Origin of the sequence: Chryseobacterium pennipullorum (genome assembly GCF_003384725.1) — a bacterium.
Lineage (GTDB): Bacteria > Bacteroidota > Bacteroidia > Flavobacteriales > Weeksellaceae > Chryseobacterium > Chryseobacterium pennipullorum.
Genome location: NZ_QNVV01000009.1, coordinates 74,834 through 99,080, shown reverse-complemented (window position 1 = coordinate 99,080; position 24,247 = coordinate 74,834). Strand labels below are relative to the sequence as shown.

The 24,247-nt window shown below is 37.8% G+C and carries 23 protein-coding genes; 11 read left to right on the top strand and 12 right to left on the bottom strand.

Annotated elements, in window-relative coordinates; genetic code table 11:
- Positions 1–107: 107 nt before the first annotated feature.
- Positions 108–746 carry an alpha/beta hydrolase gene (locus DRF67_RS11570; protein WP_115928464.1) on the bottom strand — a complete coding sequence of 213 codons (639 nt, stop codon included), beginning with the start codon at positions 744–746 and terminating at the stop codon, positions 108–110.
- Positions 747–995: 249 nt separating this feature from the next.
- Here DRF67_RS11570 and DRF67_RS11565 point away from each other — a divergent pair, with 249 nt between their 5' ends.
- Positions 996–1,427 carry a hypothetical protein gene (locus tag DRF67_RS11565; RefSeq protein WP_228435791.1) on the top strand — a complete coding sequence of 144 codons (432 nt, stop codon included), beginning with the start codon at positions 996–998 and terminating at the stop codon, positions 1,425–1,427.
- A 49-nt stretch (positions 1,428–1,476) separates the two neighbouring features.
- On the opposite strand, the gene DRF67_RS11560 is transcribed toward DRF67_RS11565, so the two are convergent.
- Both DRF67_RS11560 and DRF67_RS11555 read right to left on the bottom strand, forming a co-directional pair.
- Positions 1,477–2,115: a response regulator gene (locus tag DRF67_RS11560; RefSeq protein ID WP_115928462.1), complete on the bottom strand. Its 639-nt coding sequence runs from the start codon at positions 2,113–2,115 to the stop codon at positions 1,477–1,479.
- Positions 2,108–4,078, bottom strand: coding sequence for a histidine kinase (locus DRF67_RS11555; RefSeq protein WP_115928461.1), 1,971 nt, complete (start codon positions 4,076–4,078; stop codon positions 2,108–2,110). Before DRF67_RS11555 ends, DRF67_RS11560 begins: the two co-directional genes overlap by 8 nt.
- Before the next feature lie 201 nt (positions 4,079–4,279).
- On the opposite strand from DRF67_RS11555, the gene DRF67_RS11550 reads away from it, so the two are divergent.
- Positions 4,280–4,696 (top strand): hypothetical protein, encoded by a 417-nt coding sequence (locus tag DRF67_RS11550; RefSeq protein ID WP_115928460.1) that lies wholly within the window; start codon positions 4,280–4,282, stop codon positions 4,694–4,696.
- 308 nt (positions 4,697–5,004) lie between these two features.
- Positions 5,005–6,684, top strand: a complete 1,680-nt coding sequence (locus DRF67_RS11545) for a helix-turn-helix domain-containing protein (RefSeq protein ID WP_115928459.1) — start codon at positions 5,005–5,007, stop codon at positions 6,682–6,684.
- A 20-nt stretch (positions 6,685–6,704) separates the two neighbouring features.
- Here DRF67_RS11545 and DRF67_RS11540 read toward each other — a convergent pair whose 3' ends face one another.
- On the bottom strand, positions 6,705–6,932 hold the full coding sequence (locus DRF67_RS11540) for a hypothetical protein (RefSeq protein ID WP_123912737.1): 228 nt from the start codon (positions 6,930–6,932) through the stop codon (positions 6,705–6,707).
- Positions 6,933–7,028: 96 nt separating this feature from the next.
- Entirely contained in the window at positions 7,029–7,214 is a 186-nt protein-coding gene (locus tag DRF67_RS11535) for a bacteriocin (protein ID WP_115928457.1), read from the bottom strand.
- A 333-nt stretch (positions 7,215–7,547) separates the two neighbouring features.
- Between DRF67_RS11535 and DRF67_RS11530 the strand changes: the two genes are divergently transcribed.
- From DRF67_RS11530 to DRF67_RS11520, 3 genes are read left to right on the top strand one after another with little or no spacing between them, the layout of a single operon-like run.
- Positions 7,548–8,012 carry a hypothetical protein gene (locus tag DRF67_RS11530; protein WP_115928456.1) on the top strand — a complete coding sequence of 155 codons (465 nt, stop codon included), beginning with the start codon at positions 7,548–7,550 and terminating at the stop codon, positions 8,010–8,012.
- A gap of 43 nt (positions 8,013–8,055) precedes the next feature.
- The gene (locus tag DRF67_RS11525) at positions 8,056–9,051 is read left to right on the top strand and encodes a T9SS type A sorting domain-containing protein (protein ID WP_115928455.1); all 996 of its coding nucleotides are present in this window, start codon (positions 8,056–8,058) and stop codon (positions 9,049–9,051) included.
- A gap of 12 nt (positions 9,052–9,063) precedes the next feature.
- Positions 9,064–9,825: a hypothetical protein gene (locus tag DRF67_RS11520; RefSeq protein ID WP_123912736.1), complete on the top strand. Its 762-nt coding sequence runs from the start codon at positions 9,064–9,066 to the stop codon at positions 9,823–9,825.
- 103 nt (positions 9,826–9,928) lie between these two features.
- Here DRF67_RS11520 and tyrS read toward each other — a convergent pair whose 3' ends face one another.
- On the bottom strand, positions 9,929–11,224 hold the full coding sequence (tyrS, locus tag DRF67_RS11515; protein WP_115928453.1) for a tyrosine--tRNA ligase: 1,296 nt from the start codon (positions 11,222–11,224) through the stop codon (positions 9,929–9,931).
- A 348-nt stretch (positions 11,225–11,572) separates the two neighbouring features.
- On the opposite strand from tyrS, the gene DRF67_RS11510 reads away from it, so the two are divergent.
- Entirely contained in the window at positions 11,573–12,133 is a 561-nt protein-coding gene (locus DRF67_RS11510) for an RNA polymerase sigma factor (RefSeq protein ID WP_115928452.1), read from the top strand.
- 93 nt (positions 12,134–12,226) lie between these two features.
- Here the strand turns inward: DRF67_RS11510 and DRF67_RS11505 are convergent, their stop codons facing one another.
- Positions 12,227–12,859: a hypothetical protein gene (locus DRF67_RS11505; RefSeq protein WP_115928451.1), complete on the bottom strand. Its 633-nt coding sequence runs from the start codon at positions 12,857–12,859 to the stop codon at positions 12,227–12,229.
- A gap of 115 nt (positions 12,860–12,974) precedes the next feature.
- Between DRF67_RS11505 and lipA the strand changes: the two genes are divergently transcribed.
- Positions 12,975–13,841: a lipoyl synthase gene (gene lipA / locus DRF67_RS11500; RefSeq protein WP_027379017.1), complete on the top strand. Its 867-nt coding sequence runs from the start codon at positions 12,975–12,977 to the stop codon at positions 13,839–13,841.
- Positions 13,842–13,918: 77 nt separating this feature from the next.
- Here the strand turns inward: lipA and DRF67_RS11495 are convergent, their stop codons facing one another.
- Complete coding sequence (locus tag DRF67_RS11495; RefSeq protein ID WP_115928450.1) at positions 13,919–14,818, bottom strand: AraC family transcriptional regulator; 900 nt, start codon at positions 14,816–14,818, stop codon at positions 13,919–13,921.
- A 181-nt stretch (positions 14,819–14,999) separates the two neighbouring features.
- On the opposite strand from DRF67_RS11495, the gene DRF67_RS11490 reads away from it, so the two are divergent.
- Positions 15,000–16,202, top strand: a complete 1,203-nt coding sequence (locus tag DRF67_RS11490) for an MFS transporter (protein ID WP_115928449.1) — start codon at positions 15,000–15,002, stop codon at positions 16,200–16,202.
- Positions 16,203–16,309: 107 nt separating this feature from the next.
- Here the strand turns inward: DRF67_RS11490 and DRF67_RS11485 are convergent, their stop codons facing one another.
- Complete coding sequence (locus tag DRF67_RS11485) at positions 16,310–16,690, bottom strand: SpoIIAA family protein (RefSeq protein ID WP_115928448.1); 381 nt, start codon at positions 16,688–16,690, stop codon at positions 16,310–16,312.
- A gap of 115 nt (positions 16,691–16,805) precedes the next feature.
- On the opposite strand from DRF67_RS11485, the gene DRF67_RS11480 reads away from it, so the two are divergent.
- A complete protein-coding gene (locus DRF67_RS11480) occupies positions 16,806–18,011 on the top strand; it encodes an NAD(P)/FAD-dependent oxidoreductase (protein WP_115928447.1) in 1,206 nt (401 codons plus the stop codon).
- Between the two features lie 112 nt (positions 18,012–18,123).
- Here the strand turns inward: DRF67_RS11480 and DRF67_RS11475 are convergent, their stop codons facing one another.
- From DRF67_RS11475 to DRF67_RS11465, 3 genes are all read right to left on the bottom strand, one after another.
- A complete protein-coding gene (locus tag DRF67_RS11475) occupies positions 18,124–19,311 on the bottom strand; it encodes a vWA domain-containing protein (protein WP_115928446.1) in 1,188 nt (395 codons plus the stop codon).
- 217 nt (positions 19,312–19,528) lie between these two features.
- Complete coding sequence (locus DRF67_RS11470; RefSeq protein ID WP_115928445.1) at positions 19,529–20,203, bottom strand: SIMPL domain-containing protein; 675 nt, start codon at positions 20,201–20,203, stop codon at positions 19,529–19,531.
- A 167-nt stretch (positions 20,204–20,370) separates the two neighbouring features.
- Positions 20,371–22,122 carry an amidohydrolase family protein gene (locus DRF67_RS11465; protein ID WP_115928444.1) on the bottom strand — a complete coding sequence of 584 codons (1,752 nt, stop codon included), beginning with the start codon at positions 22,120–22,122 and terminating at the stop codon, positions 20,371–20,373.
- A 208-nt stretch (positions 22,123–22,330) separates the two neighbouring features.
- On the opposite strand from DRF67_RS11465, the gene DRF67_RS11460 reads away from it, so the two are divergent.
- Entirely contained in the window at positions 22,331–24,085 is a 1,755-nt protein-coding gene (locus tag DRF67_RS11460; protein ID WP_228435790.1) for a tetratricopeptide repeat-containing sensor histidine kinase, read from the top strand.
- Positions 24,086–24,247 lie beyond the last annotated feature (162 nt).

Here is a 24,247-nt window from a genome sequence, read left to right as displayed (position 1 = left end):
TGAAATTATCAATATCATAATAAAAAAACATTCCAAATGCAGGAATGTTTATATAAACTACAATAAGTATTGTGTATTGTTGGGAATCTGTAAAAATGGATACGGGCTTATTTTGAGAAAAAATCCATAAGATCCATATAGTTTTTCTGATTCACTCCGTGTCCACTCATATATTCACGGAAGGTGAAATAACAGCTAAGGTCATACAGAAGGTCAGCTGCTTTTCTTCCCCATTCAAGTGGGATTACTGCATCATCTGTACCATGGGAAACGAAAAAGCGCAGTTTTTCAAGTTTCTTTTTGTCTTTTACAATATCGTCAAGAAGCTTTTCTTCAGGATAGCTGCTCAGACAGGCTACATAATTGAAGAGCTCAGGATATTTGAGAGCAAGAGCATAACATAATATTCCTCCCTGGCTGAAGCCACAAAGATGAGCTCTGCTTTCGGTAAGTCCATAATGATTGATGATTTTCAGTATACTTTCAAGTACCGAATTCAAAGATTCTTTAGCCTGAGGAAGATCAATAAAATTTTCTGGATCATTGAAATTGATATCATACCACGAATATCCTTCAAACTGGGTGTCGTGCGGTGCCCTGAAGCTGATAATGATCCAGTCAGAAGGAAGCGTTTCCCTGAAGCTGAAAAGATCCTGCTCATTGCTGCCGTAGCCGTGAAGCATAAAAAGAATAGGGGTTTGGGGTGTAATATTTTCCGGTTCTCTTATCAGATAATCTAAATTCATACAGCAAATATAATTAATAAATTACATTGTAAATAGTAACTTTTGTTATTCATCCGAAGAACTTTATCTTCTGAATCCTGTTTTGATAAAGACTGCACATTCGTGCTGTAGTATTGCATTTTATTAATCTATTGTTGGTTTTGACGATTTCATATTGTTTGTAAATCTTTATTGGAAATTTTTCATAAAAGTTATTTTTATATTAATAAAAAACTTATATTTGGAACATTAAAAAATCTATTTGGAGAAATGAAGCAATTTTACAATTCAAAAAGTTTACTGAGACTTTCTTTTTTATTCGTTTTATTATTTTCTGTGATTACCGTTGTCAATTCCTGTAAAAAAGATGACGATGATGAATTTCAGGATCACATGGTTCAATTCGAAGTAAAAACTACTACTGGTGGTGAAATTATCGCTGTTGTAACTCAGGTTGGCACCGTTCAGAATACGATTTACAATACACCACTTACTCCTGTGACATCACCATGGAAAAGTGAAGAATTTTTTGTAAACTCCAGTCAGGCTCAGGTGAACCTCGATGCCAATGCGGATATGCCGGATCCGGAATCAGAACTGACCATTAATCTCTGGATAGACGGAGAAATTGCGAGAACTGTTACAAAGAAAGGTAAAGGAGTTTTGGAAGCTTCTATCGACTACAGTTTTTTAGAGCCATAAAAAATTGATATTGATTTAAAATATAAAACCGCTTTTACAGCGGTTTTTTTTATTCGTCGATCATATGATGCTGTATAGCCCGGTTAATGAGTTCTGTAGAGTTTTTTGCCTGAAATTTTTGTAATAGATTTTTACGGTGGGTATCTACGGTGAGCGGGCTTAAAAAAAGTTCTTCCGCAATACTATTACTGGTTTTTCCCTGTGCCACCATCTGAAGGATCTGTTTTTCCCTTTTGGTAAGCCTTGGAATCGGCAGATCGTTTTGAGAGGGACGACTGATGATCTGTTTGGTTTCATTGCAGAAAACAATATCTCCGGAAAGCGCCCCTTTGATGCATATAACCAGCTCGTGGATCGAGGTATTTTTAAGCAGATATCCGCTGGCTCCGTTTTTTAGTGCCTGCATAATCATACTTCTTTCAGACCGGTTACTGAACATAATCACTGAAATCTCCGGATCAGTCTTTTTTATCTCTCTGCATAGCTCTGTACCATTGGCATCTGGTAGACTGATATCAAGAAGAATAATATCAATCTTATGGCTTTTGATAAGGCTTATCAGTTCAGAACCTGACGTAAATGTTTCCACGATATTGAAGCCGGGCTGACTGTTCAGCATCATCTTTAATCCTTCGATAACAATGGGGTGGTCATCTACTATGACGATGTTTATTTTTTCACTATCCATTTATATTGAGTTCTATATTCACGGTTGTTCCCTGGCTGTCAGAATGTATTTCCATATTTCCCTTCAGGTAATCAACCCTGTTTTTTAAATTTCGGAGTCCCATGCTTTTGGTCTTTTGTTCAGCATTGCTTTCAAATCCTTTTCCATTATCTTCAATGGTAATGAGGAAGTTTTTCTCAGATTGCGAGCACTGCAGTAAAATACTGCTGGCTGCGGCATGCTTTATTGCATTAGCCAATAGTTCCTGTATAATCCTGTAAATATTAAGCTGAATATTTATGGGAAGCTTTTTATCAATACGGATCGCCTGAAAGTCTATTTCCATATCTTTTCTGTTGTAAAATTCACACAGATCATTTAAGGCTGTTTCCAATCCGAAATTAAGCAGTGATTCAGGCATCAGGTTTCTTGCAACATGCCGGAGCTCACTTACAGAACGGTCCAGTTGTCCCAGAATCTTATAAAACTCCTTATCTTTTTCAGGATCTAAATGATTGGCTGACCAGGTGGAAAAGTTGATCTTTACACCGGCAAGCATTCCGCCTAAGCCATCATGAAGATCTCTTGCAATACGCTCTCTCTCTCTTTCCTCACCATCAAGAATTGCTTTTGTAAGTGATAGTTCTTCCTTTTGTTTGATCTCATTGATTTTTTGGGCATTGATTTTTTTATTTTTTCTGAAGATGATAAAAAGGAAGATCAGAAGGCTTATCACTAATAATAAGACAAGACTTAATCCCCATAAATAGGAGTTTTTTTTATTGACCTCAAGGTCTTTCTGATTTTTTTCAGCATTTAAGGTTGCTATTTTTCTTTCTTTTTCTGCAGCATTAAACTTTGATTCAATTTTATTGATCTCGAGTTTCACATTTTCAGTATTCAGGCTGTCGTTGAGTTTGGAATACTTCTGCTCCCAGACCAGTGCTCCTTTGAGATTTCCCATCTCTTCATTTAATGCAGAAAGCTGTTTATAAATAGTTTTTCTGTTCGCAAGATCCAGAGCGAGGGATTTTTCTGTTAAAACATCTTCCAGGACCTCTTTAGCCTCCTCATATCTTTTTAATTTTCGTAAAATGTCATATTTGTTGAAATAAAACATCTGTGCCAGTAAGTTCTGGTTGAATTTTTTTGTATAGAAGATTCCCTTTTCAATGATGGGAAGCGCCTCTGCATTTTTTTGGCGTGTAATGCAATATAATGTTCTGGCATAATAATAAAAAGCATTAACAGAGGATTCGGGATAGGGGGTGATTAGCTTTTCAGCCTTATCCAAAAACTTTTTGGCTTCGTCTCCTTTGGCCTGATAGCAGAAGTTATTGGCAAAGTTTAGATAGGTGAAGAATAACTCAGCAGAATTTGGATAATGGTTTTGGAGAATTTTAAGGGCTTTATCATTGTAATCTTCGGACTTTTTAAACTCGGCATTATACGTGAGAATGACAGCCAGCTGAGTATATAAAAAACCAAGGTTTCTACTGTTTTCGTATTTTTTAGCCAGTGGAATGCTTTTCTCAAGGATCGTCTTTACCAAAAAAGGATAACCTTCTTTATCCTTCTGCGTTACTCCATAGCTGTACCAGGCTGATGCCTGAAGAAGATCGGATTCCTCATTTTTAATTTTGGACAGTGTTTTAATGGCGCGCTGATAATATATGGCGGCATTTTCCTTGTTCCGATCCAGGTGATATTGTGCCCTGTAATATTCATACTTTGCTAAAAGAAAAGTGTCACCATGAATGAGCGTCTTTCCATTTTCCAGGTATTGTTTGCTGACCAGGGAATCAATATTTCTATAATAATTTGACAGCAGAAAAGATGCATTGGCCTTTGAAGTTTTGGGGGCAGTACTTTTTATGATGTTTTGCAAACTGTCCAGATAAGGTTTCTCATTAAGCGGGATGATTTGCTGGGATTGCAGAGCAAAGGAAAGCAATATGCTTAACAGGATCAGTAATCTCTTCATTGGTCTCAATTCTGTTGGGTGTATTTTTAAAAGCGTTCAATTTAACTAAAAATTTCAGGATAAAAAATACCAGAATTTCGGTAGAAAAAATTACTCATTATTCAGTATTGATAGTGTTTGATGACACCACTAGCTTTGCAGGTACCTAATTACAAATCATAGAATATCAAATAAAGTAACTAAAATTTAAACAAAAAGATTATGAAAAAAACGAGTATGAATCAGCTGTTCAAAGGGGTGTTTGCTGCTGTAATAGCAGTAATGCTTATTGGCTTTACAACTTCGTGCAGTAATGATGATGACGACAATGTGAATGGAGCAGGAAAAAGTCATAAAATAGTTTTTAAAGCGATTGCTTCTTCGGGAAGTGATATTGATGTGGCAGTTTACGGAATAGATGGTAACCCTACCACAGCTTCCAGCCTTAGTGGAAGTACCTGGAGCAGTCCGGAAGTAACATCCGAGCCGGGAGCATATAATGCTAATGTTGCTGTAAATGCAGTAGGACCTGATGCATCTGCTACTTTGAAGGTGCAGATCTGGGTAGACGGAGAATTGAAAAAAGAAGGAACTTCAAGCGGGCAGTACTTATCAGCTTCTGCCAGCTATACATTTTAATATTAAATTTTTAGTCCATAAACGGGCGCTGAGATCAATCTCAGCGCCCGTTTTTATATTGTGTTTAAAACTAACCTAAGTAGCTTTTCTTACCTTTCTGACGCAGCAGGAATTTGCCGTCAATTAGGCCGTTGTCATTTGCTGTATACATATCGTTTACTTTTTGTTTATTTCTGGATGGATGATGTTCTTTTTCTAGATTGCGTAGATAATCTTCGGATCATACTTTAAATTTATCAATTAATAAAGTTTAACTATTCAGATCAACAACAAATTAAGTATATTGGTATTGTATTTAACTCAAAAGGATGTGGAAAAAATTTATTTTATTTATATTCCTGTTGATCGCTGTTCCCGTATTTTCACAAAGTGATAAGGAGATTCAGTCTTACAGGGAAAAATTTTTTATCTATCACAAAATCGGAGCAGACAGTGCATTAATGTATGTTGATAGGATTCTTTTATCAAAAAATGATGCAGATCTTGCTTTTGCCTATACGGCAAAGAGATATCTGCTTACCATCACCGGAAAAGAAAAAGAAGCCCGGGCATGTCTTTTAAAAATCAATCATTATCTTAAGAAAGTACAGGAAACTGAAGAAAACTACACAACCTTGTCCAATATATATAATATTCTGGGTAACACAGATATGGCCAATCAGCTTCCTGATGAAGCATTGAAGAATTTTATAAAAGCTGATTTTTTTGCCGAAAAGAATAATGATATCAAACAACATATTAAAATCAAGGGAAATATTGCTTTTGTAAAGCTTACCATCGGGCAGACAGACGATGCTATTGTAGAAAACCGTGAGGTTTTGAATCTGCTGAAAAAGAATAAAAGTTTATATCCACAGGAAAATTTTGAAATCATCTACAATACCGTGTTTTCTAATATGGGACACCTGTATTCCGATAAATACATTACGGACCCCCAAAAAAATAAAAAATATGGAGACAGCGCTCTTTATAATTTTAACGAACTTCTCCGCACCACAAAAGATAAGAAGCTCCTGGCAAAGACTTATCTGAAACTGGGTACATTGAGTAATAAAAAAAAGGAGTATTTCAAAGCATCGGAATATTATCTGAAAAGTCTGGATATGTATAGAACTCTGAAGCTTAAAGATGAAACCCTTAATCTCAAATACAACTTAGGCGTTAATTTCTATGAGCATAATGATTATATGGAATCAAAACGTAATTTCCTTGAAATGTCCCATCTGATGGAAAAGGATTCCATGGTGAATACTGATTATATATTTGCACAGGACTACCTGGCCAGAATTTATCTGAAGGAAGGGAAAACTGATTCTGTTGAATTTTATAACAAAAAATTCATAGAGCTGTACAAAGAAAATTCAGAATTGGAAAAAAAGAAAATGGGGGAGATCTACAGAGAGATCAATTCTAAAAATCTGAATGATGAGATCAGTAAAAGTTCATCCACACTCAGAAATCGCCTGTTTCTTATCATTGCATTAATTGCTCTGATCGGCTGTATCACGGGATACCTGCTTTTTCAGATCCGGAAAAAGAAAAATATTGAGCGAAGTCTGGATGAATTGATGCTTCAGGTAAAAGACTACAGCCTGGCTAGCAGACCCACTAAAAACAGCTTTACCATAAGTGACGAAAAGGAAGCGGAGATCATGGGAAAACTGATTGAACTGGAAGAGAAGAAGCTCTATCTTAAAAATGAGTATAACCAGGCTTTTGTCGCTAAAAAACTGAATACCAACACCTCTTATTTATCACAGACGATTAATAAGTACATGAAAAAATCTTTTAGTGAATACACCAATGAGTTGAGAATCAATTATATTCTGAAAGAACTTTCCGAAGATAAAAAGCTGAGAAATTATACCACCCAGGCATTGGCTGATATTGTAGGCTATAAAAATGGAATTTCGTTTGCAAGAACATTCAAAGAAAAAACGGGAGTGACCCCGTTTCAATATATCGAAAAACTGAATAAAGATTTGTAAATAATTTTGAAATATTTATTTTAGCATAACGGAACATCTTGCTGTGTACATCTATTGTAAGAGAGGCATTTTGTTACCTTTACCAGGCAGGGATTTATAACATTTCCTGAACCGCCACCATTATTGGTGCCTCCTGCACCGGTGCCGTCATCGTTCCCTCCATTATTAATAGAGATATCTCCGGCAATAATATTCAATTGCTCTTTTCTTGACAGTTTTTTAAACTTCGAAGTACATTTAGTTTCCATTGTAATCATTTTTTTGATGTGTTTTTATATCCAGAAGTAATTCTCAGTTCATAAAGTAGCAGGCAGATTGAAACCTGCAAGCTGATTGTTAGAATTTTATTCACTGGCAGAATCACAGCACAGTCCTATTATATTTCCTGATCCGTTTCCATTATTGGTTCCGGCACCGTTATTTTTGTCATCATCATCTTCCACACTTAAGACTTCTATATTACCTCCGGTTATAGTTGATAGCTTCTTTTTTGATAATTTTTTTAATGACGTTTTTAATTGTGTTTTCATAGTTTAATTTTTTTCAATGGCTGTTACTATTTTATTGCATTTGTCGTTCCGGTTATTCTTCATCTCATGGTCTTGATACTGAGTATTACAAATGTAGAAAATTAATAAGCTTTCAATCTGATGGTTGGGTCTTAATCTTTTAGTGAGCATGTTTGTGTTTTGTATCTTGCTGTATATTAGTATTTTATAGTATTGTTTGAGAGCTTACTTTTTATAAAAAGTTATACTATTTTTTATGAAATATATATAGCTGCAATTTTTTTGTGCTTCGGATTAAGCAAAATTTGTAGGGTAAAATAATCACAGAAATTTTTTAACCTTAAAAAAAGCGATATGAAAAAAATAGTAATCCTGAGTATCGTGCTATCATTAAGCAGCATCTCAACAGCAAAAGCACAAAGTTTTTTAGATAAAATAGACAGGGCGGTAGACAAAGTGGACCGTGCGTCAAATACAGCAGATAGAGCCTCCAATACAGGTCGGAAACTGAGTTCTTTGTTCGGTAAAAAAAATAAAAAGAACACTTCTAAAACTAATGAAATTGAAACCATGACTATAATCAGAATTTCAAATATTGATCTTACCAGCCTAAAAAAAATTGATGGCATCATTTCAGGAACCAGCGGAGTAACTGACACTGATATGAAGTACAATGCAAATGAATCCATTATTACCGTAATGCATACCGGCAGCTCAGAAATGCTTTTGGAAAACATACAACCTAAAGCAAAAAGTATTTTCACGGATAAAAATGTTGAAAGCTTTGATGAGGGAAGTATAGAAATTAAGATAAAATAAAATAAAATACAGGGTTACTAACCATAACTAAAACAATTCAATTATGAAAAAATTTTACCTCACCTTACTGGTTTTTACCATCGTAAAAATAGCAGCACAACCGGTTATCTCAGCCAATCATGCCATACAGCCGGGAGCAACTACATACCAGCATGCAGACCCTTTAACACTAAGTGGGCTGACACCCGGGCCCTCAGGAGCCAATGTATCCTGGGACTTTTCTCAATATTCTTCCGCTACAACGACATCACAGACGATGTACAACTGCCCGGGTAATTCTAACTGTTTAGATTTTGACGGAGCGAATAAAATGATAGGAAGTGATAATGGAAACTCCTACAGCTACTTGTTATATTCCAATAATGAGCTTTCTACAATTGGAAGTAAGTCCACTAGTACAAGCGGAACGACCTTGTATACTTTTGACAATCCTAAACTGGAACTTAAATTTCCAGTCACCTATCTGCAGTCGTTCACGGATTCCTGGACAGGCTATAGTACCCCTTCAGGAACATCAGAAACCGGAAACCATACCGTTACAGTAGATGCTTACGGAACGCTCAAAACTCCCTTGGGTATTTTCCCCAATACACTAAGAACCAAAAGAATAGTAAACGTAACCAATAATGTGACAGGAAGTCCCTTAACTACTTCTGTGATTGAGATTTATACATGGATTTCATCCGAATATTCAGGGGCGTTGTTAACAATAGGTTTTGCAGATACAACAATTTCAGGATATCCTACAATTCATACCCGAAGTTTAAGCTACGGAAAAAATATCTTAACATTAGGGACTAAAGATCTGCTGGTCGATAAACAGATTGATATGTATCCTAATCCGGCTTCAGATTATGTGACCATAAAAAATGGAGATAAAGCAACAAAAATAGAAATAAACAATACGGAAGGTAGAAAAATTTATGAATCCAATAATGCAGGTAAGGTTGATCTCTCAGGGTTTCCTTCGGGTGTGTATTACCTTACCCTAAGCTTTAAAGATGGAAAAACGCAGACCAGGAAAATTATTAAAAAATAGCTTTATTGATTTATGGAGCATACTACTCAGCTTGAAAAAAAAGTTTTTCGTTTGCAGATTCTTTGCACATTGATGATGAGCATAGCATGTTTTACCCTGTTGATGGGATTTGTTTCGGAAGATAAAAAGAGATTTGAAGAGATTGATGTAGAACGAATCAATATCATTGAAAAGGATGGTACATTGAGAATGACGATTTCAAATAGAGAACGCTCACCGTCTCCTTTATACAAGGGAAAATCTTTTGGTCTTAAAGGTGGAGACCGTACAGGACTTATCTTTTTCAATGAAGAAGAAACGGAGGTAGGAGGATTGATTTTTTCCGGAAAGACTGATATCAATGGAAAATATACCGCCATAGGTCACTTATCATTTGATCAGCATAACCAAAATCAAACGCTTTATTTATCCTACGGCGATCGGAACGGTAAACGGAAAATGGGTCTTAATATAGACGACTGGCAGGACTCGCCGATATTTTCCGAATGGAACCAGCAGTATCATCAGGCAGCAAAAATTACTGATGCCGAAGAAAGAAATAAGAAAATTAAAGAATTGATGGAACCTCGTCCCGGAGAACCTGCATTCGCAAAAAGGGTTTTTGTAGGAAGGGATGAGCAAAAGAAAGCTACCGTAATGCTGGCCGACCGGGCAGGAAAACCTCGGCTGAGACTGTCCGTAGAGGCAGGCGGTGATGCAAAAATAGATTTTCTTGATGAAAAAGGAAACGTTACCTACAGTCTTCCTGAGAAGGCTGCTCAACAAGGAAGATAATTGGTAAATGACAAATTATTAAGGCTAAAAAACACGAATTTAGTCTGTGATAGTTAAAGAACGGTCCTGCGGGACCGCTCTTTACATATATTTTGCATGATGATTAAATCACCTTTACAATGAAGTAACTTTTCTTACCTTTCTGAAGCAGCAGGAATTTGCTGTCAATAAGGTCGGTCTCATTTGCTGTATACGTATCGTTTACTTTTTGTTTGTTGACAGAAATTGAATTTCCTTTAATTTCTCGCTGAGCTTCACTTTTAGATTTCAGGAATCCTGATTTTTCAGAAAGCAGGTCAATAATATTTATGCCTAAAACATCAGCTTTTGCCACTTCTTTTTGCGGAACCCCGTCAAAAACTTCAAGGAATATTTCCTCATCTAGACTTATTAGGTCTTCCGCAGTAGAACGTCCGAAAAGAATTTCAGAAGCTTTCAGGGCTTTTTCATATTCTTCCTGTCCGTGTACCCAAACCGTAACCTCTTCAGCGAGTTTCTTTTGCAGTTTTCTTTCATGGGGAGCCGTTTTATGCTCTTCAATTAAAGATTCAATTTCCTCTTTTCCTAAGAACGTATAGAACCTGATGAATCTTTCAGCATCATCATCCGTAGCATTCAGCCAGAATTGATAGAATTTATATGGTGAAGTTTTCTTCTTATCCAGCCAGTAATTTTCTCCGCTTTCAGACTTTCCGAATTTAGAACCGTCCGCTTTTGTAATCAATGGAACAGTTAATGCAAATGCTTCACCCTGAGCTTTTCTACGGATCAATTCTGTACCGGTCGTGATATTTCCCCACTGGTCAGTTCCTCCCATCTGTAGCTTTACATTATTATTTTGGTAAAGGTGAAGGAAATCATACCCCTGAATCAGCTGATATGTAAATTCTGTAAAACTCATTCCGTCTGCACCGCTCTCTCCTGAGAATCTTTTCTTTACTGAATCTTTAGCCATCATGTAGTTCACAGTGATGTTTTTCCCTACATTTTTGGCAAAATCAAGGAATGAAATATTCTTCATCCAGTCGTAGTTGTTCACCAGTTCAGCCTTATTAGGCTCATTCCCTGCAAAATTAAGGAATCTTGAAAGCTGATTTTTTAAACAATCTACATAATGTAAAAGAGTTTCTTCATCTAAAAGGTTTCTCTCCGCTGATTTTCCGGATGGATCCCCGATCATTCCTGTAGCCCCACCTACCAAGGCAATCGGCTTGTGCCCATGCTGCTGGAAGTGAGCTAAAATTTTGATTTGGATAAGACTTCCGATATGTAAAGAATCGGCTGTAGGATCAAAACCAATATATGCTGTAGTTACCTCTTTATTCAGTTGTTCATCGGTTCCGGGCATCATATCGGCAAACAGACCACGCCATTTCAGTTCTTCTATAAAGGAATTCATTGATTTTTTACTTTAAAATTTTACGGTGCAAAGATAGTAAATTCAAAAGTATGAAGGGAAAAGCGAAAACGTAAAATTGTTGAAAGAGTGAAGGATGGAAAAAACGGAAATTATGGGAGATGAATAGGTGCAGTAGGGAAGCCGGAGGCTCGAAGAGAGAAGATATGAAGGTTTGAAAAATAAAAAGACTTCCGATGCTATTAATTATTGAAAATATTCTTGATCTGCTTATAAAAAAACAAGAAGTTAATGGTTTGACAGAAACGTCATGCTTTCATCTTCCAGCCTTTCTATTTTACCACTCTCGCCATTTGTCTTTTTGTCCCAAATAGGTTATATTTGTTATCAATGAACGACGAACAGCTATTCCTGCTCATCCAGAAGGCCAAGGATAAAGACCAGAAGGCCCAGACTAAACTCATTAATGTTTTTTGGGTGGACGTTTTCTCTTTTGTCATGAAAAAAGTAAAAGATGAAAATGACGCCGATGAAATTACTGTGAATGTTTTTTCCAAAGTGTTGTCGAAACTGGATATGTTCGATCCTCATTTTCAGTTCAAAACCTGGATACTTACCATTGCCCAAAATACTGTAATCGATTTTTGGAGAAAGAAGAACCGGGAGAATGAAGATGCTGTTGAAAACCTTGATGAGGTCAAAAATCAGTACGCCAAATCACCGGAAGAGCTTATGATCTCTGCTGAAGAACAGAAAAAGATCATCAAAACCATAGAATCTCTGGATGCCAACTATCAGGATATTATTAAACTGAGGTTTTTCGAGGAAAAAAGCATCAAAGAAATTGCGGAGGAGCTGGGGATTTCCGTTGCCAATACAAAAGTAAGGGTAATGCGTGCCAAAAAAGTACTTGCCGAACTATTGAAGAATAACGAGTTTGACGATAATTAAAGGGAATTTATTCAACAGGAAAATGGCTTTTCCGATTAAAATGATAAGGCAGAACATTGGCTTTACTCCAGAATTAAATCTGACAACCTTACCTTAAAAGTAAACTTCTTCCTTTGTTTTAGGAAGGATTATTTTTTGCTGCTTTTCCTGATTTCTGTTTTGCAGATTGATCTTAACTCCTTTTTTAATATAGGTTTCTTTTAAAGATTGACCATATTCAGCCTTATTTTCCACTTCTTTTGTATAATTGAGCTGTCCCGTTGAAAGGTTGAAATCTATATCTTTCCAGTAATCCCCGGGTCTTCCCGAAGTACTTGATGTTCCTATCAATTCAAAATGACCGTTCTGAAATCTATACCGGTCGGTAACATCCCATTTCCAGCTGCTTCCCCCGTTTTGAGAAATAATCAGAATCCCTTTCTCTATGCTGGTTTCTCTATAAGGGTCACCCATCATCCCGCCGGCACTGCTTTCCATCACAGCGTTCCTTGATTTTTCCAAAATAGCCCATTTTCCGTTTACTTTTTTCAGAATCTGGATCTCACGGATCTTTCCCAGTTCGCCCTCATCCTTTGTCGTATAAATAATTACCTTTTCAGGAATTTTATCGCCATCAAGGTCACCGTCTATGGTATCAATTACCGTAGAGCCAGCAGGCTGAAATTCTTTTTGAGCAAAGCATAAGCCGCTTACAGCCATATATAGAAGAAAAAGTGTCTTTTTCATGAATCAGATTTTACCTTGGAAATTTACGATGAAAATTTGAATTATCAGTTTCATCAATTTTTCCAGTTGATGGTTTCCATTAAAAAATCCTTAACTTTGAACTTCAATTTTAGAAATGGAAAATTTAGTTCAAGACACTACCGTTCAAAAACCAAAATGGATCCGCGTAAAACTTCCTACCGGAAAGAATTACAGAGAGCTGAGAACTTTGGTTGATAAATATAAATTAAATACCATTTGCCAAAGCGGAAGCTGCCCGAACATGGGAGAATGCTGGGGCGAAGGTACGGCTACTTTTATGATCTTAGGGAATATCTGTACAAGAAGCTGCGGATTCTGCGGGGTAAAAACAGGAAAGCCACTTGATGTAAATTGGGATGAGCCTGAAAAAGTAGCCCGTTCTATCAAATTAATGAAGATCAAACATGCCGTTCTTACTTCAGTAGATCGTGATGATTTGAAGGACATGGGATCTATTCTTTGGGGGGAAACTGTAAATGCAGTAAGGAGAATTTCTCCGGGAACCACTATGGAAACCCTTATTCCCGATTTTCAGGGTATTACAAAACATCTTGACAGATTGGTAGATGTAGCTCCTGAAGTGATTTCTCACAATATGGAAACCGTTAAACGTTTGACAAGAGAAGTAAGAATCCAGGCTAAGTACGAGCGAAGCCTTGAGGTTTTAAGATATCTGAAGGAAGCGGGACAGAGAAGAACAAAAACCGGTGTGATGCTTGGTTTGGGAGAAACCAGAGATGAGGTTTTCCAGACGATAGAAGACATCAGAAATGCCAACGTGGATGTGATTACCTTGGGACAATATCTTCAGCCAACCAAAAAGCATCTTCCGGTGAAAAAATTCATTACGCCTGAAGAGTTTGATGAGTTCGGAGATTTTGCAAGAAGCTTAGGCTTCAGACATGTGGAAAGCTCACCACTCGTAAGAAGCTCCTATCACGCAGAAAAACATATTCATTAAGATATAAGCCGTTCAGAAATGAGCGGTTTTCTTTTTTCCGGATAACAGGAACATCCATAATAAGATTGAATGTCGGTTTACGTATTGCATGCGGAATCTCTTTTGATCTCACCAATCTTCCCATTCACTTCAATAGCCCTGAAATGTTTTTTCTTAAATTCAGAAGGTGTTTCTCCTGTATGCTGCTTAAATAGCTTATTAAAATACGACAGACTTTCAAAACCCACCTGAAAGCAAACCTCGGTCACCGAATAATCTTTCAATAGAAATACCTTGGCCTGACTGATCCTGTAGTTATTGACAAAATCGGTGAAAGTCATATTGGTTTGCTTTTTAAAATAACGACAGAATGCAGGAGTGCTCAGGCTTACGATCTTTGCAATTTCGTTCACATTGGGTTTCCTGTCATAATTTTCATGGATGTAATCGTAGATCGTTCCCATTCTGATCTTATCGTTCAGAAACCATTTGATTCTCGTATCCTCCCGGTTGAGCTCTTTTACTTCGGCAGAATGAGCAAGGATCTGTAGAATTTCGAGCAGCCCCATCATAGACCCGAAGGCATCCCTATTTTTGATGGTCTGAAGCTTCTCTACAACCGTATTTTTGGTTTCGCCAAAAAATGACAGCCCAAGGTAGGATCTTTCCAGCAGCTTTTTGATAGGCTCAAATTCGGGAACGGGTAAGATGATCTCCTGAAGGAAATTTTCCTGCATCTGAACGACAAGCTGGCGGCATTCGGTTTGGATACCGTAGTCGAAATTTAAATGCGGAACATTAGCGCCAATCAAGAGAAGATCGCTGTCTGTGAAAGCAGAAATATCCTTTCCTACATGCCGGATCCCGTTTACAGCTTCTACATATACCAGCTCTATTTCAGGATGGTAATGCCAGAAAAAACAGTTCTTCAGCGATGGTGAAAAGAGCTTGAAAGATTTTCCCGTTTCAAACTCAATGGTTTCTTTCTGGATCTTCATTTTGTTCTCATTTGATTGTTTATGGATTTAAAAATAATAAAAAAGGTTAATATGGAGCAAATTTTTATCATTCAAAGAGAGGTGAAATCCAAACTTTCTTTCGATTTTTGCAGTGTCAAAATAAAAAAGGATAGCCTTTGGAATTTTGCATCAGAATAATTGAGAAAAAGATTCAGAGACAATGAAGATTGATAAAAGAATAATCCCGCTGGCGATTGGCGGATTAGGAATAGGAACCACGGAATTTACCGTGATGGGGCTGCTGCCCGATATTGCCAAAACATTGCAGATCACAATTCCCCAGGCAGGACATTTAATTTCAGCTTACGCGATGGGAGTAGTGATCGGAGCTCCTATTCTGATAGGATACTCTGTGAAGTTTCCGCCTAAAAAAGTACTGATGGCTTTTATGATCCTTTTCACTTTGTTTAACGGGCTTTCGGCGATCGCTCCTGACTATGGTACTATGCTGATCATCCGGTTCATGTCCGGTCTTCCGCATGGAGCTTTCTTTGGAGTAGGAACCGTAGTTGCATCCAGGATGGCCGGGAAAGGAAAAGAAGCATTCTATATATCGATGATGTTTACCGGCCTTACCGTTGCCAATCTGGCTATGGTGCCTCTGGTTACTTATATCGGGCATACCTTTCACTGGCGGTTGTATTTTGCTATCGTAGCGGTCATAGGGATCTTTGCCCTGTTGTTTTTAAAATTGTGGCTTCCCCCAATGGAATCCAATCAAAATACCCATTTTCTGGAAGAGCTTAAATTTCTTAAAAATAAGCAGTCCTGGCTGGTGTTGGCTATTACGGCCATTGGTTTTGGAGGACTTTTTACATGGCTCAGCTATATTACACCCTTAATGACTGTGGTAGCCGGAATCAAAAGCAGCCAAATGGCCTATGTGATGGTTCTTGCCGGAGCTGGAATGGTGGTAGGTAACCTGGTAGGAGGTATTGTTTCAGATAAACTCGGTCCTGAAAAAACGTGTGCTGTTCTTATCTTTTTGATGATGATTTCTTTAGGAGGCGTATTTTTACTTGCTGAGCATCAGAATATAGCGCTGATACTGACGTTCATGTGTGGAGCCTTATCCATGTCTATTGCGTCACCTATTAATATTATGATGATGAAGGCCGCTCCAAAAAGTGAAATGATGGCGGCTGCTTTTATGCAGGCAGGCTTTAATATTGCCAATGCGATGGGGGCTTTCCTGGGAGGAATTCCCCTGGAATATGGGTTGCCTTTCAATTATCCTTCATTGGTAGGGGTGGGGATGACCTTCATTGGCCTTGTTGTCAGCATCCGGTATATGTATCTCTATGGCTCCCGGACATCCGGTGAAGAAGAAACTGCTGCAGAATGTATCTCATGCGACAAATAAATACATTCTGAATACGAACCGGATATTGAATCCGTTGAGCTTCAGGATAAACATAAAAGAAAAAGACTGCACCTATACGATGCAGTCTTTTTCTTTTTATGGAATCTTTAAGCCTCTACTTCATCTCCGTTTTTACACCAGTAGAGCGCATTGTATAAATTTTCTTTAGGGAAAGATTTAAACTCTCCCGGCATGACAACGCTGAAAATATCCGTGAAGTTCTGTACCCCTTCTTTGTCTGTAACAATAGCGGTACGGTTCCACTTGGTAAGGTTTTTTAATCCCAAAAGCACATCTTCAAGCCATGCCCCCATGGTAAACTTATCCAGATCGGTATCCAAATACAGCAGGTAATTTAACTCACCAAATTGTTCTACCTTCTCTTTAACGCGCGGAATTACCAGGTTTTCAAAATCTTCTCTCGTTACTTCTCCTGTTGCATTGAATGCAGCAACATTTTCCGGAGCTTCTGGAATAATTGTTATCATAGTGAATATTTTATAGTGGTTTGATTTGAGTGAGATAACAATAATTGCACCATAAGTTCATGATAAGTTGTTAAAATTGATATAAATATTGTTATTTTTAGAGTAAAATATTAATATGGATCTTAAATCAAATGAACCTTTTTGGCTATTAAAAAACGGACTCATTGCCTCGTATCCCTCTTTAAAATCAGATGAAGAATGCGATGTGCTGATTATTGGCGGTGGAATTACAGGAAGCCTTATTGCCCATCAGATGATCGAAGATGGATATAAAACAATTCTTATAGACAAACGGGAGCTTTGTAACGGCAGTACATCAGCCACAACATCCATGCTTCAGTATGAAATTGATGTCCCGCTCTATGAGTTAACAGAAAAAATTGGTGAGAAAGGTGCTCTCTTAAGCTATAAAGCCTGCTCGGATGCTATTGATATCATTGAGAAGCTTTCGGACCGTATTAATTCCGGTGCCGGTTTTAGACGAAAAAAATCACTGTATTTTGCCTCAAAAAAGAAAGATGTCGGATGGCTGAAAAAAGAATATGACGCCAGGAAAAAAGCCGGGTTTAATGTAAAATGGCTGGAGGCGGAGCAGGTGTTCGAAAAATTTGAGTTTGAAAATACCTATGGGGGAATTCTCTCTGATCAGGGAGGAAGCATTGATGCCTTTCAATTTGCCCATGAGCTGTTCATCCATAATATAAAAAAGGGACTGGAAATATTTGACAAAACTGAAATGGTGAAAGTGGAATACCATAAAGGCTTTAATCTGGCCACAACAGACACCGGATACCAGATCAAAACAAAAAAAATAATATACTGTATCGGTTACGAAAGCAAAAATTTATTGAAGGAAAACTTCGTTGATCTGAAGAGTACCTATGCCATTGTTTCCGAAATTGATAAAAAGAAATTTAAAAATATTCAGAATACCCTGGTATGGAATACCGATGACCCTTATCTGTATATGCGGACCACTGATGATGGGAGACTTTTGATAGGGGGAGGAGATGAGGATTTTCACGATCCTCAGAAAAGGGATGCCTTACTGAATAAAAAGGAAAAAGAAATTGTAAGAACCTTAAAGAAAATAAAGCCAGATTATCACTTTTACACAGATTTTGTCTGGGCAGGGACCTTTGGCGAGACCAAAGACGGATTACCTTATATCGGAGAACATAAAAATTTTAAAAACTCCTATTTTGTATTAGGTTTTGGTGGCAACGGAATCACGTTTTCTGTGACAGGAATGGAGATGGCTTCCCTTTTTATGAAAAACAAAAAGCACCCCTTATCGAGATACTTTAAATTTGGAAGGTAACACATAAAGACAATAATTGTTTAAGTAAAAACCTTACTTTGGTAATCTGCCTGGCTGAAGGTTTCGGATATAACAGAACACATAAAGCGGGTTTCAGCCCGCTTTTAAGTTATCATTTATACCCATTTTTTCCAGCCAGTTCCAGAATTGAGCTTTCAATTGCTTTTCCTAGATCATCAGAATCATCAGTTCCCCTTTTCTTCATTTCATTGTCAATGTAGGTCTGGCGTTTCCGGGAAAGTTCCTCAATTTCTTTTTGTATTTTCTCACGAGCCGCCGATTTTACCGCAATCGTTTTTTGAATTTCTTCTCTGCTTTTCCCTTTCAGTTCTGCCGGGAGTTCACTTTCTTTAACACTGGCAATAAATCCGGCGTCTTTCTCTGCTTTATCTACCAGATCCCAATGGTCATTTTTATAAGCATTCTTCTTGGATTTAGCAACAGCTCTTTCCACAAGATTGGAGGCAGACTGCGATTCTGCATTTTTATCCTGAGAGATCTGCTTCGCCCTGAATTCCGAACCGCGATTCCCATAATAGAGATACGTATCATTGAGTTTTGCATTGCACTCGGAAATTCTGATATCATAAGGCGTTTCAATGTACATTACCTTTCTGTTGCTGTCAATATTGAAATACTTACCACCGCCTAAGGTTGCTCCGTTTTGCCAGAACGTTTGAATTCCTTCCTCCCGGCTACCGCAAAAAATAGTGTTGATGTAGATATTTTTATCCTTTGCTTTTGCAATGACCTCTTTATAGCTTATCCGCCCCTGATCGAATGCTTCATTTCCTGCAATATAAATCAGTTTCATGCTTTTATCATTGCCATCCCAGTTCAGGTTGGCTGAAGCATCCCGGATAACGGCACCACAATATTCACTTCCGCCATTGGTTTTTAAGGCGAATAGCTTTTCAGAGACCAGATCAAGGTCTTGGGTAAGAGGAGTGACCTGCCGGATGTAATTTTCATCCCTGATTCCGTCATTACCATATTCGTATAAGGCAATTTCAATCTGTGGAGCTTTTCCGTTATACTTCAAGGTAGTTAACGTATTGACGATATTCCATAATCTGGATTTTGCCTGATCAATCAATCCGTCCATACTGTTGGAGGTGTCCAGCAGTAGGGCGACCTGGATTTTATTATCTTTTATTGTATGTATCGGCATCATAGATGCATTTTGTACTTTTAAAGTACTGGCTTTGGTGTTCTTTTCTGAACAGCTAAGACCTGCACTATTCCAGGAGCTTAGAAAAGCTGTACCTGCAGCAAGTGCTAAGATTTGTAAAGTCGTCATATCATTATTTTTTATAGGTTATCTGTTGTATTAGCGGATGCAAAAGATTTTAGTCTTGTATTTTGTATACTTTTGTTTGACTCCTTCGAATAGCATTCATCGTTTGGAAAGAGATAGCCTTCGATTTCAAGACATTGAAAGAGCTGTTCAGTTGAAAAAACTGCCTCAAAGACCCGTGATTGGACCTCTGAGACCGCTTTTATTAAATCTGTTGTTTTTAAAGGATTTCGTATCTCGCTTTGATGCTGTATTTCAGCTTGATATTTTCTATATTGTCAAAAGAGTAATCTACCGGAGCATCTGCCATTTCCAGCTGTACATTGCTTGCTCTGCCTTTATAAGCTGCCGGCATGATCATATCACTGGTATAATCTTCGATCTCTACGATTTCCAGAGGACTCCCGGCTTTTTTACCCATACTTTCCAATAGGTAATCTGCCTTTTCTTTTGCTGCCTTTAAGGCGTTGATTTTAACCGTTTTTCTGAAATCTGCAATTTTGGTATTCTTTACTTCTGAAATATTCAGGCTGCTTACCCACTTTTGGTTCAGGTCTTCAAATATTTTACTCAGATTTGATTTTGAACCGGCTGTAAACTGATAGTTTTTGGTAAACTTAGCCGTCTTAGAATATATATTCTGGTACATCGACTTAAATTTGATATCCTCATTTTTTACCCCTGCATTTTTCAATGTTTCAAATAATTTCTTTTCGTTATCCGCGAGATCATTCTTATTATCAGCCTTTATTCCGATGCTGAAAATAATCTGATCCGGTTCAATTTCCATTTCTGCAACGCCTGTTACTTCAATAGCGTTTTTCTTTACTTCCTGAGCATTTACAAAGCTTCCAAGAGTTAAAATTCCGATCAATAAAAAGTGTTTCAATTTCATAATTTCCTGTTTTTAATTTTAAATTCTGAAGTAAAATTACACAGATCGTCAACCGGAAAACGGGAGACTTGGTAAAACGGAACTTTCACTTGGTGAATGGATGCAAAAAAGACAGTTCATTCCGAACTGCCTTTATAATATCTTTAAATATCTATTCCTGGTACCTGTTATTGTAAGAAGTAAACTTTTGAAATCTTATCATCTTTAAACTCATAAATGGCGGTAGCCTCTATCTTTTGACCAGGTCTTACTCCGGAGACACTTTCCTTATCGATGATGCTAGTACGGTTCAAGATTCTTTGCTTAATTTCACAATGAAGGTCAGGATATTTACTGAACATTGTTTCGTATGTTTTACGCATGGCTTCTTTTCCTTTGCTCAACAGGGTGTTGGGAAATGTATACAGTTCTACATCTTCGGCATAAGGTTCCAAAAATGCATCGATATTTCTTGCATTATAGGCGTTCAGCTGTTGCTGTACCAATATTTCAGGGGTTATTTTGATAATTTTAGCAGGATCAAAGGGCTGTCCGTTCTTAAAGACCGTGTTGATATCAGTCAGATTTTTAAGATTATCCACAGGGTTGGCATTTAACATCACAAGATCTGCAGCCTTTCCTTCATCAATACTGCCGTACCGGGTCTCTTTATTGAGAATTTTCGCCGGGTTGATCGTGGCGGATTCCAGGATTTGCCAGTTGGTCATTCCGGTTTCTTTCATCGCCAAAAGCTCATCCAAAAATGAAGCAGCGTGCTGGGTCCCGATATTTCCGGCATCCGTACCTGCAGCAATTGTTACGCCGCCTTCAGCAAGCATTTTAAGGTTAATCCTTCTTATAGAGTCGGTTTTTGATGCATAAGACTGTATCTGGGCAGAATTGAATCTGGTTTTATATTTTTTGATCAATGCCGAATCTGAAGTTTGTTCCAGGTGCTTCAGGTCATACATGGAGCCGATGCTCTCCGGATGTGAATTTTCGAGATCATAAGTTGTATACTGCTTTTTTTGGGCATACGTATCATAATAATTATCCATTACGGTGAGCGTAGGGCATACTATTACTTTTCTTGATTTTAAAAGGGCTACAAAGGCTTTGCCAAGAATTTCATTTTCTATATTGTGAACCAGGTAATCGGCTCCGTTCAGAACGGCAGTTTCAGCCGTGAAACGTTCCGTGGCATGTACCGCCACTTTCAAATTGTTTTTATGGGCTTCATCAATAGCTGCTTTTATAACAGGTTCCAGCTTCCGGGCCTGTTCTTCCTTTTGCTGTGCATCTCCCAGGACAATATACCAGATCTTGATAAAGTCCGGCCGATAAGGAAGCTGTTCCTGAACCATTTTTTTAGCCTGTTCTACAGTTAATGACAATCTGAAGGGTTCATTTTTGCCAAGATTTTTAAAAACCTCAGGTTCATAAGTGGTAATGAGGGGACCGGACATATAAACGGATGGCAGACTTTCCTTTTTCCTCAATGAGTCCCTCAGGCGAAGAAACTGATAAGTGGCACCAGGATCAATAACGGATGTAATCCCTGCTTTAAGATAGTACTGAAGAAGCTCTTCCATATGATCATGGCCCCAGGAAATTTCTTTTTCGTAGGGAACCTGCTTTCTGAGATCAAAAGCATCCGGTCTTGTATACAGTCCACCACTTTGGAAAAAATGGATGTGGGAATCCGTCATTCCGGGAATCAGAAATTTACCCTCTCCGTTCACGATCTGGGCGTTCTTTGGGATTCTTACCTGTTTGCTGGATTTTACCGTGGTGATGATCCCATTATTGATGACTACAGTCTGGGAAGGAATCATTTTTTGTCGCACAACATCTGCTACAGTGACGTTTTTGATATAAAGCTGTGCCCGGATGCAGCCGAAACACAAGACAGCCACAAAAAGGAGTTGAAATTTTTTCATGTTATTGTATACGTGAAATGATCTTACAAATATAATAAGCATTATCGATTGTGAAATCGTATTTTGTAAATTGATGGCAGATTTTTAAAGAGCGAACTTGGTGAAAGGAAAGTTTGACTTGGTAAAGAATAAGAGACAATATATAAAGTTTTAGTTACTTTGCACTAAACATCTGAAGTCTGTGAAATTATTTTTAAAAATAGGGTTTATGATAATGCTTGCTGTGGGACATTCTTTCGCTGCACAGGATACTACCAGAGTTTCTCAGGCATTGAAATCTGCTGCAAAACTGAAAAAAGCGGTAGACAAAAATGATCATAAAGGTGTGGCTGAGACCTATGTCACAATGGCCAATGACTACTACAATCAGGGGAATTATGCTAAAAGTGAAGAATTTCTCATGAAGGCTAAAAATATTTATCAGAATCTTAATGATAAGAAAAACCTGGAGGCAGTGACCCGGAAACTGGCCCAGTCCCAGGAAAAACAGAATAAAATAACACCTGCCATCAGCAATTACAATATGGCAGCGCAGATGAGCTACAGCGAAAAAAGCCGGGCGGTGAATGCCAATGATGTTGCCAGACTTTCATCTTCATCTCCACAGCAGAAAGTTGAAGCGATTCAAAACAATATCAGTATCAGCAGCAGGGAAAATGAACAGGCAGATCTGGCAGAAAGCTATAGCCAGCTGGCAGAAGTTAACCTCCAGCAGAAAGACCTCTATAAAGCTGAAGCCAACCTCAACAATGCTTATACGATCTCAAAAAAAGAGGCTCCACAGCAGGCATTGGCCATTAATCAGAAGCTCGCGGATCTGTATGTTGAAAACAGGAATTTTGATAAAGCAATTGAAGCAAAAAAGAAAGTGCTCAAAGAGGATTTTGTAAAAGAAAACTCTCAGGAAAAAGTCAATCAGATTCAGGAGCTTGCGGATATTTACCTCAAGAAGAATGATCCGAAAGAGGCCGTCGGCTTATTGAAAAATGCCTATACCATTGCTTTGGATAAAGGTCATACCTTAGAAGCTCAGAAAAGTGTAAAGAAGCTGGACAGTCTCTATGCCATCTCGGGAAATACAGATGCTTCAATGCAATTATACAGGGATTTTCTGGGAAACCTTCCCAATCTGGTCTCCAAAGACCGAAGTCTGATCGATAACAAAATCCTGGAAGATACCGAGCAGCGTATCTCGCAGCTGGAAAAAGAAAAAGAGCTTAAAGATGAGCTGATCCGGAAGAAAAATGTTTTTAATTACGGACTGATCGGTGCTTTAATGCTCCTTACAGGACTGATTATTATCATTTTCAGAACCCTGAAAAAAGTACAGGTTAAAAACAAAAAGATTGCCCTTCAGTCGCTTCGTCGGGAGATGAACCCTCATTTTATTTTTAACAGTCTCAATAGTGTCAATCATTTTATTGCTACGAATAATGAATTGGAAGCCAATCAGTATCTTACCAAATTTTCCAAACTGATGCGCGGTGTTATGGAAAACTCCACAGAAGATTTTATTCCCCTTCAGCAGGAACTGGATCTCCTCCAGAATTATCTGGCATTGGAAAAAACACGTTTTGCAGATAAATTCGACTATGAAATTGATGTGGATGAGGATCTGGGTATGCATAATCTGCAGGTCCCGGGAATGCTCGTACAGCCGTTTCTGGAAAATGCTATATGGCATGGATTGCGTTATAAAACTGAAAAAGGATTCCTGACGTTAAGCTTTGTGAAAGAAAAGCAATATTTGAAAATTACCATTGAGGACAACGGTATAGGAATTGAAGAAAGTAAAAAACAGAAAACCCTGCATCAAAAGACAAGAGAGGGAAGGGGAATGAAAAATACCATGGAAAGAATCCAATTACTGAATGACCTTTATAAAAAAGAAATTACCTGCTCCGTAAAGGATAAAGATAATAACAGCGGTGTACTGGTCATTCTGAAAATTAATCTGAGCTAAAGAACTATTGGAGTGTAAATAGGTAGTCCCGCCAGTTTTGATGTTTTTTATTTTCGAACTTAAATAATAAGGTAAATGAAAAAATAAAGAACCATCAGGGCTTCGTATAAAATTCTAAAATTCAGGAACACAAAATATCAATAGGCATAGACCAAATAATTA

Bases quoted from the DNA above. Each gene is read 5' to 3' on its own strand.
- DRF67_RS11510 (WP_115928452.1), top strand. From the start codon at position 11,573: ATGAACGACGAACAGCTATTCCTGCTCATCCAGAAGGCCAAGGATAAA.
- DRF67_RS11540 (WP_123912737.1), bottom strand. From the start codon at position 6,932: ATGGAAACTAAATGTACTTCGAAGTTTAAAAAACTGTCAAGAAAAGAG.
- tyrS (WP_115928453.1), bottom strand. From the start codon at position 11,224: ATGAATTCCTTTATAGAAGAACTGAAATGGCGTGGTCTGTTTGCCGAT.
- DRF67_RS11560 (WP_115928462.1), bottom strand. From the start codon at position 2,115: ATGGATAGTGAAAAAATAAACATCGTCATAGTAGATGACCACCCCATT.
- DRF67_RS11480 (WP_115928447.1), top strand. From the start codon at position 16,806: ATGGATCTTAAATCAAATGAACCTTTTTGGCTATTAAAAAACGGACTC.
- lipA (WP_027379017.1), top strand. From the start codon at position 12,975: ATGGAAAATTTAGTTCAAGACACTACCGTTCAAAAACCAAAATGGATC.
- DRF67_RS11545 (WP_115928459.1), top strand. From the start codon at position 5,005: ATGTGGAAAAAATTTATTTTATTTATATTCCTGTTGATCGCTGTTCCC.
- DRF67_RS11520 (WP_123912736.1), top strand. From the start codon at position 9,064: ATGGAGCATACTACTCAGCTTGAAAAAAAAGTTTTTCGTTTGCAGATT.
- DRF67_RS11530 (WP_115928456.1), top strand. From the start codon at position 7,548: ATGAAAAAAATAGTAATCCTGAGTATCGTGCTATCATTAAGCAGCATC.
- DRF67_RS11485 (WP_115928448.1), bottom strand. From the start codon at position 16,690: ATGATAACAATTATTCCAGAAGCTCCGGAAAATGTTGCTGCATTCAAT.
- DRF67_RS11570 (WP_115928464.1), bottom strand. From the start codon at position 746: ATGAATTTAGATTATCTGATAAGAGAACCGGAAAATATTACACCCCAA.
- DRF67_RS11460 (WP_228435790.1), top strand. From the start codon at position 22,331: ATGATAATGCTTGCTGTGGGACATTCTTTCGCTGCACAGGATACTACC.
- DRF67_RS11535 (WP_115928457.1), bottom strand. From the start codon at position 7,214: ATGAAAACACAATTAAAAACGTCATTAAAAAAATTATCAAAAAAGAAG.
- DRF67_RS11525 (WP_115928455.1), top strand. From the start codon at position 8,056: ATGAAAAAATTTTACCTCACCTTACTGGTTTTTACCATCGTAAAAATA.
- DRF67_RS11470 (WP_115928445.1), bottom strand. From the start codon at position 20,203: ATGAAATTGAAACACTTTTTATTGATCGGAATTTTAACTCTTGGAAGC.
- DRF67_RS11550 (WP_115928460.1), top strand. From the start codon at position 4,280: ATGAAAAAAACGAGTATGAATCAGCTGTTCAAAGGGGTGTTTGCTGCT.
- DRF67_RS11555 (WP_115928461.1), bottom strand. From the start codon at position 4,078: ATGAAGAGATTACTGATCCTGTTAAGCATATTGCTTTCCTTTGCTCTG.
- DRF67_RS11465 (WP_115928444.1), bottom strand. From the start codon at position 22,122: ATGAAAAAATTTCAACTCCTTTTTGTGGCTGTCTTGTGTTTCGGCTGC.
- DRF67_RS11495 (WP_115928450.1), bottom strand. From the start codon at position 14,818: ATGAAGATCCAGAAAGAAACCATTGAGTTTGAAACGGGAAAATCTTTC.
- DRF67_RS11505 (WP_115928451.1), bottom strand. From the start codon at position 12,859: ATGAAAAAGACACTTTTTCTTCTATATATGGCTGTAAGCGGCTTATGC.
- DRF67_RS11565 (WP_228435791.1), top strand. From the start codon at position 996: ATGAAGCAATTTTACAATTCAAAAAGTTTACTGAGACTTTCTTTTTTA.
- DRF67_RS11490 (WP_115928449.1), top strand. From the start codon at position 15,000: ATGAAGATTGATAAAAGAATAATCCCGCTGGCGATTGGCGGATTAGGA.
- DRF67_RS11475 (WP_115928446.1), bottom strand. From the start codon at position 19,311: ATGACGACTTTACAAATCTTAGCACTTGCTGCAGGTACAGCTTTTCTA.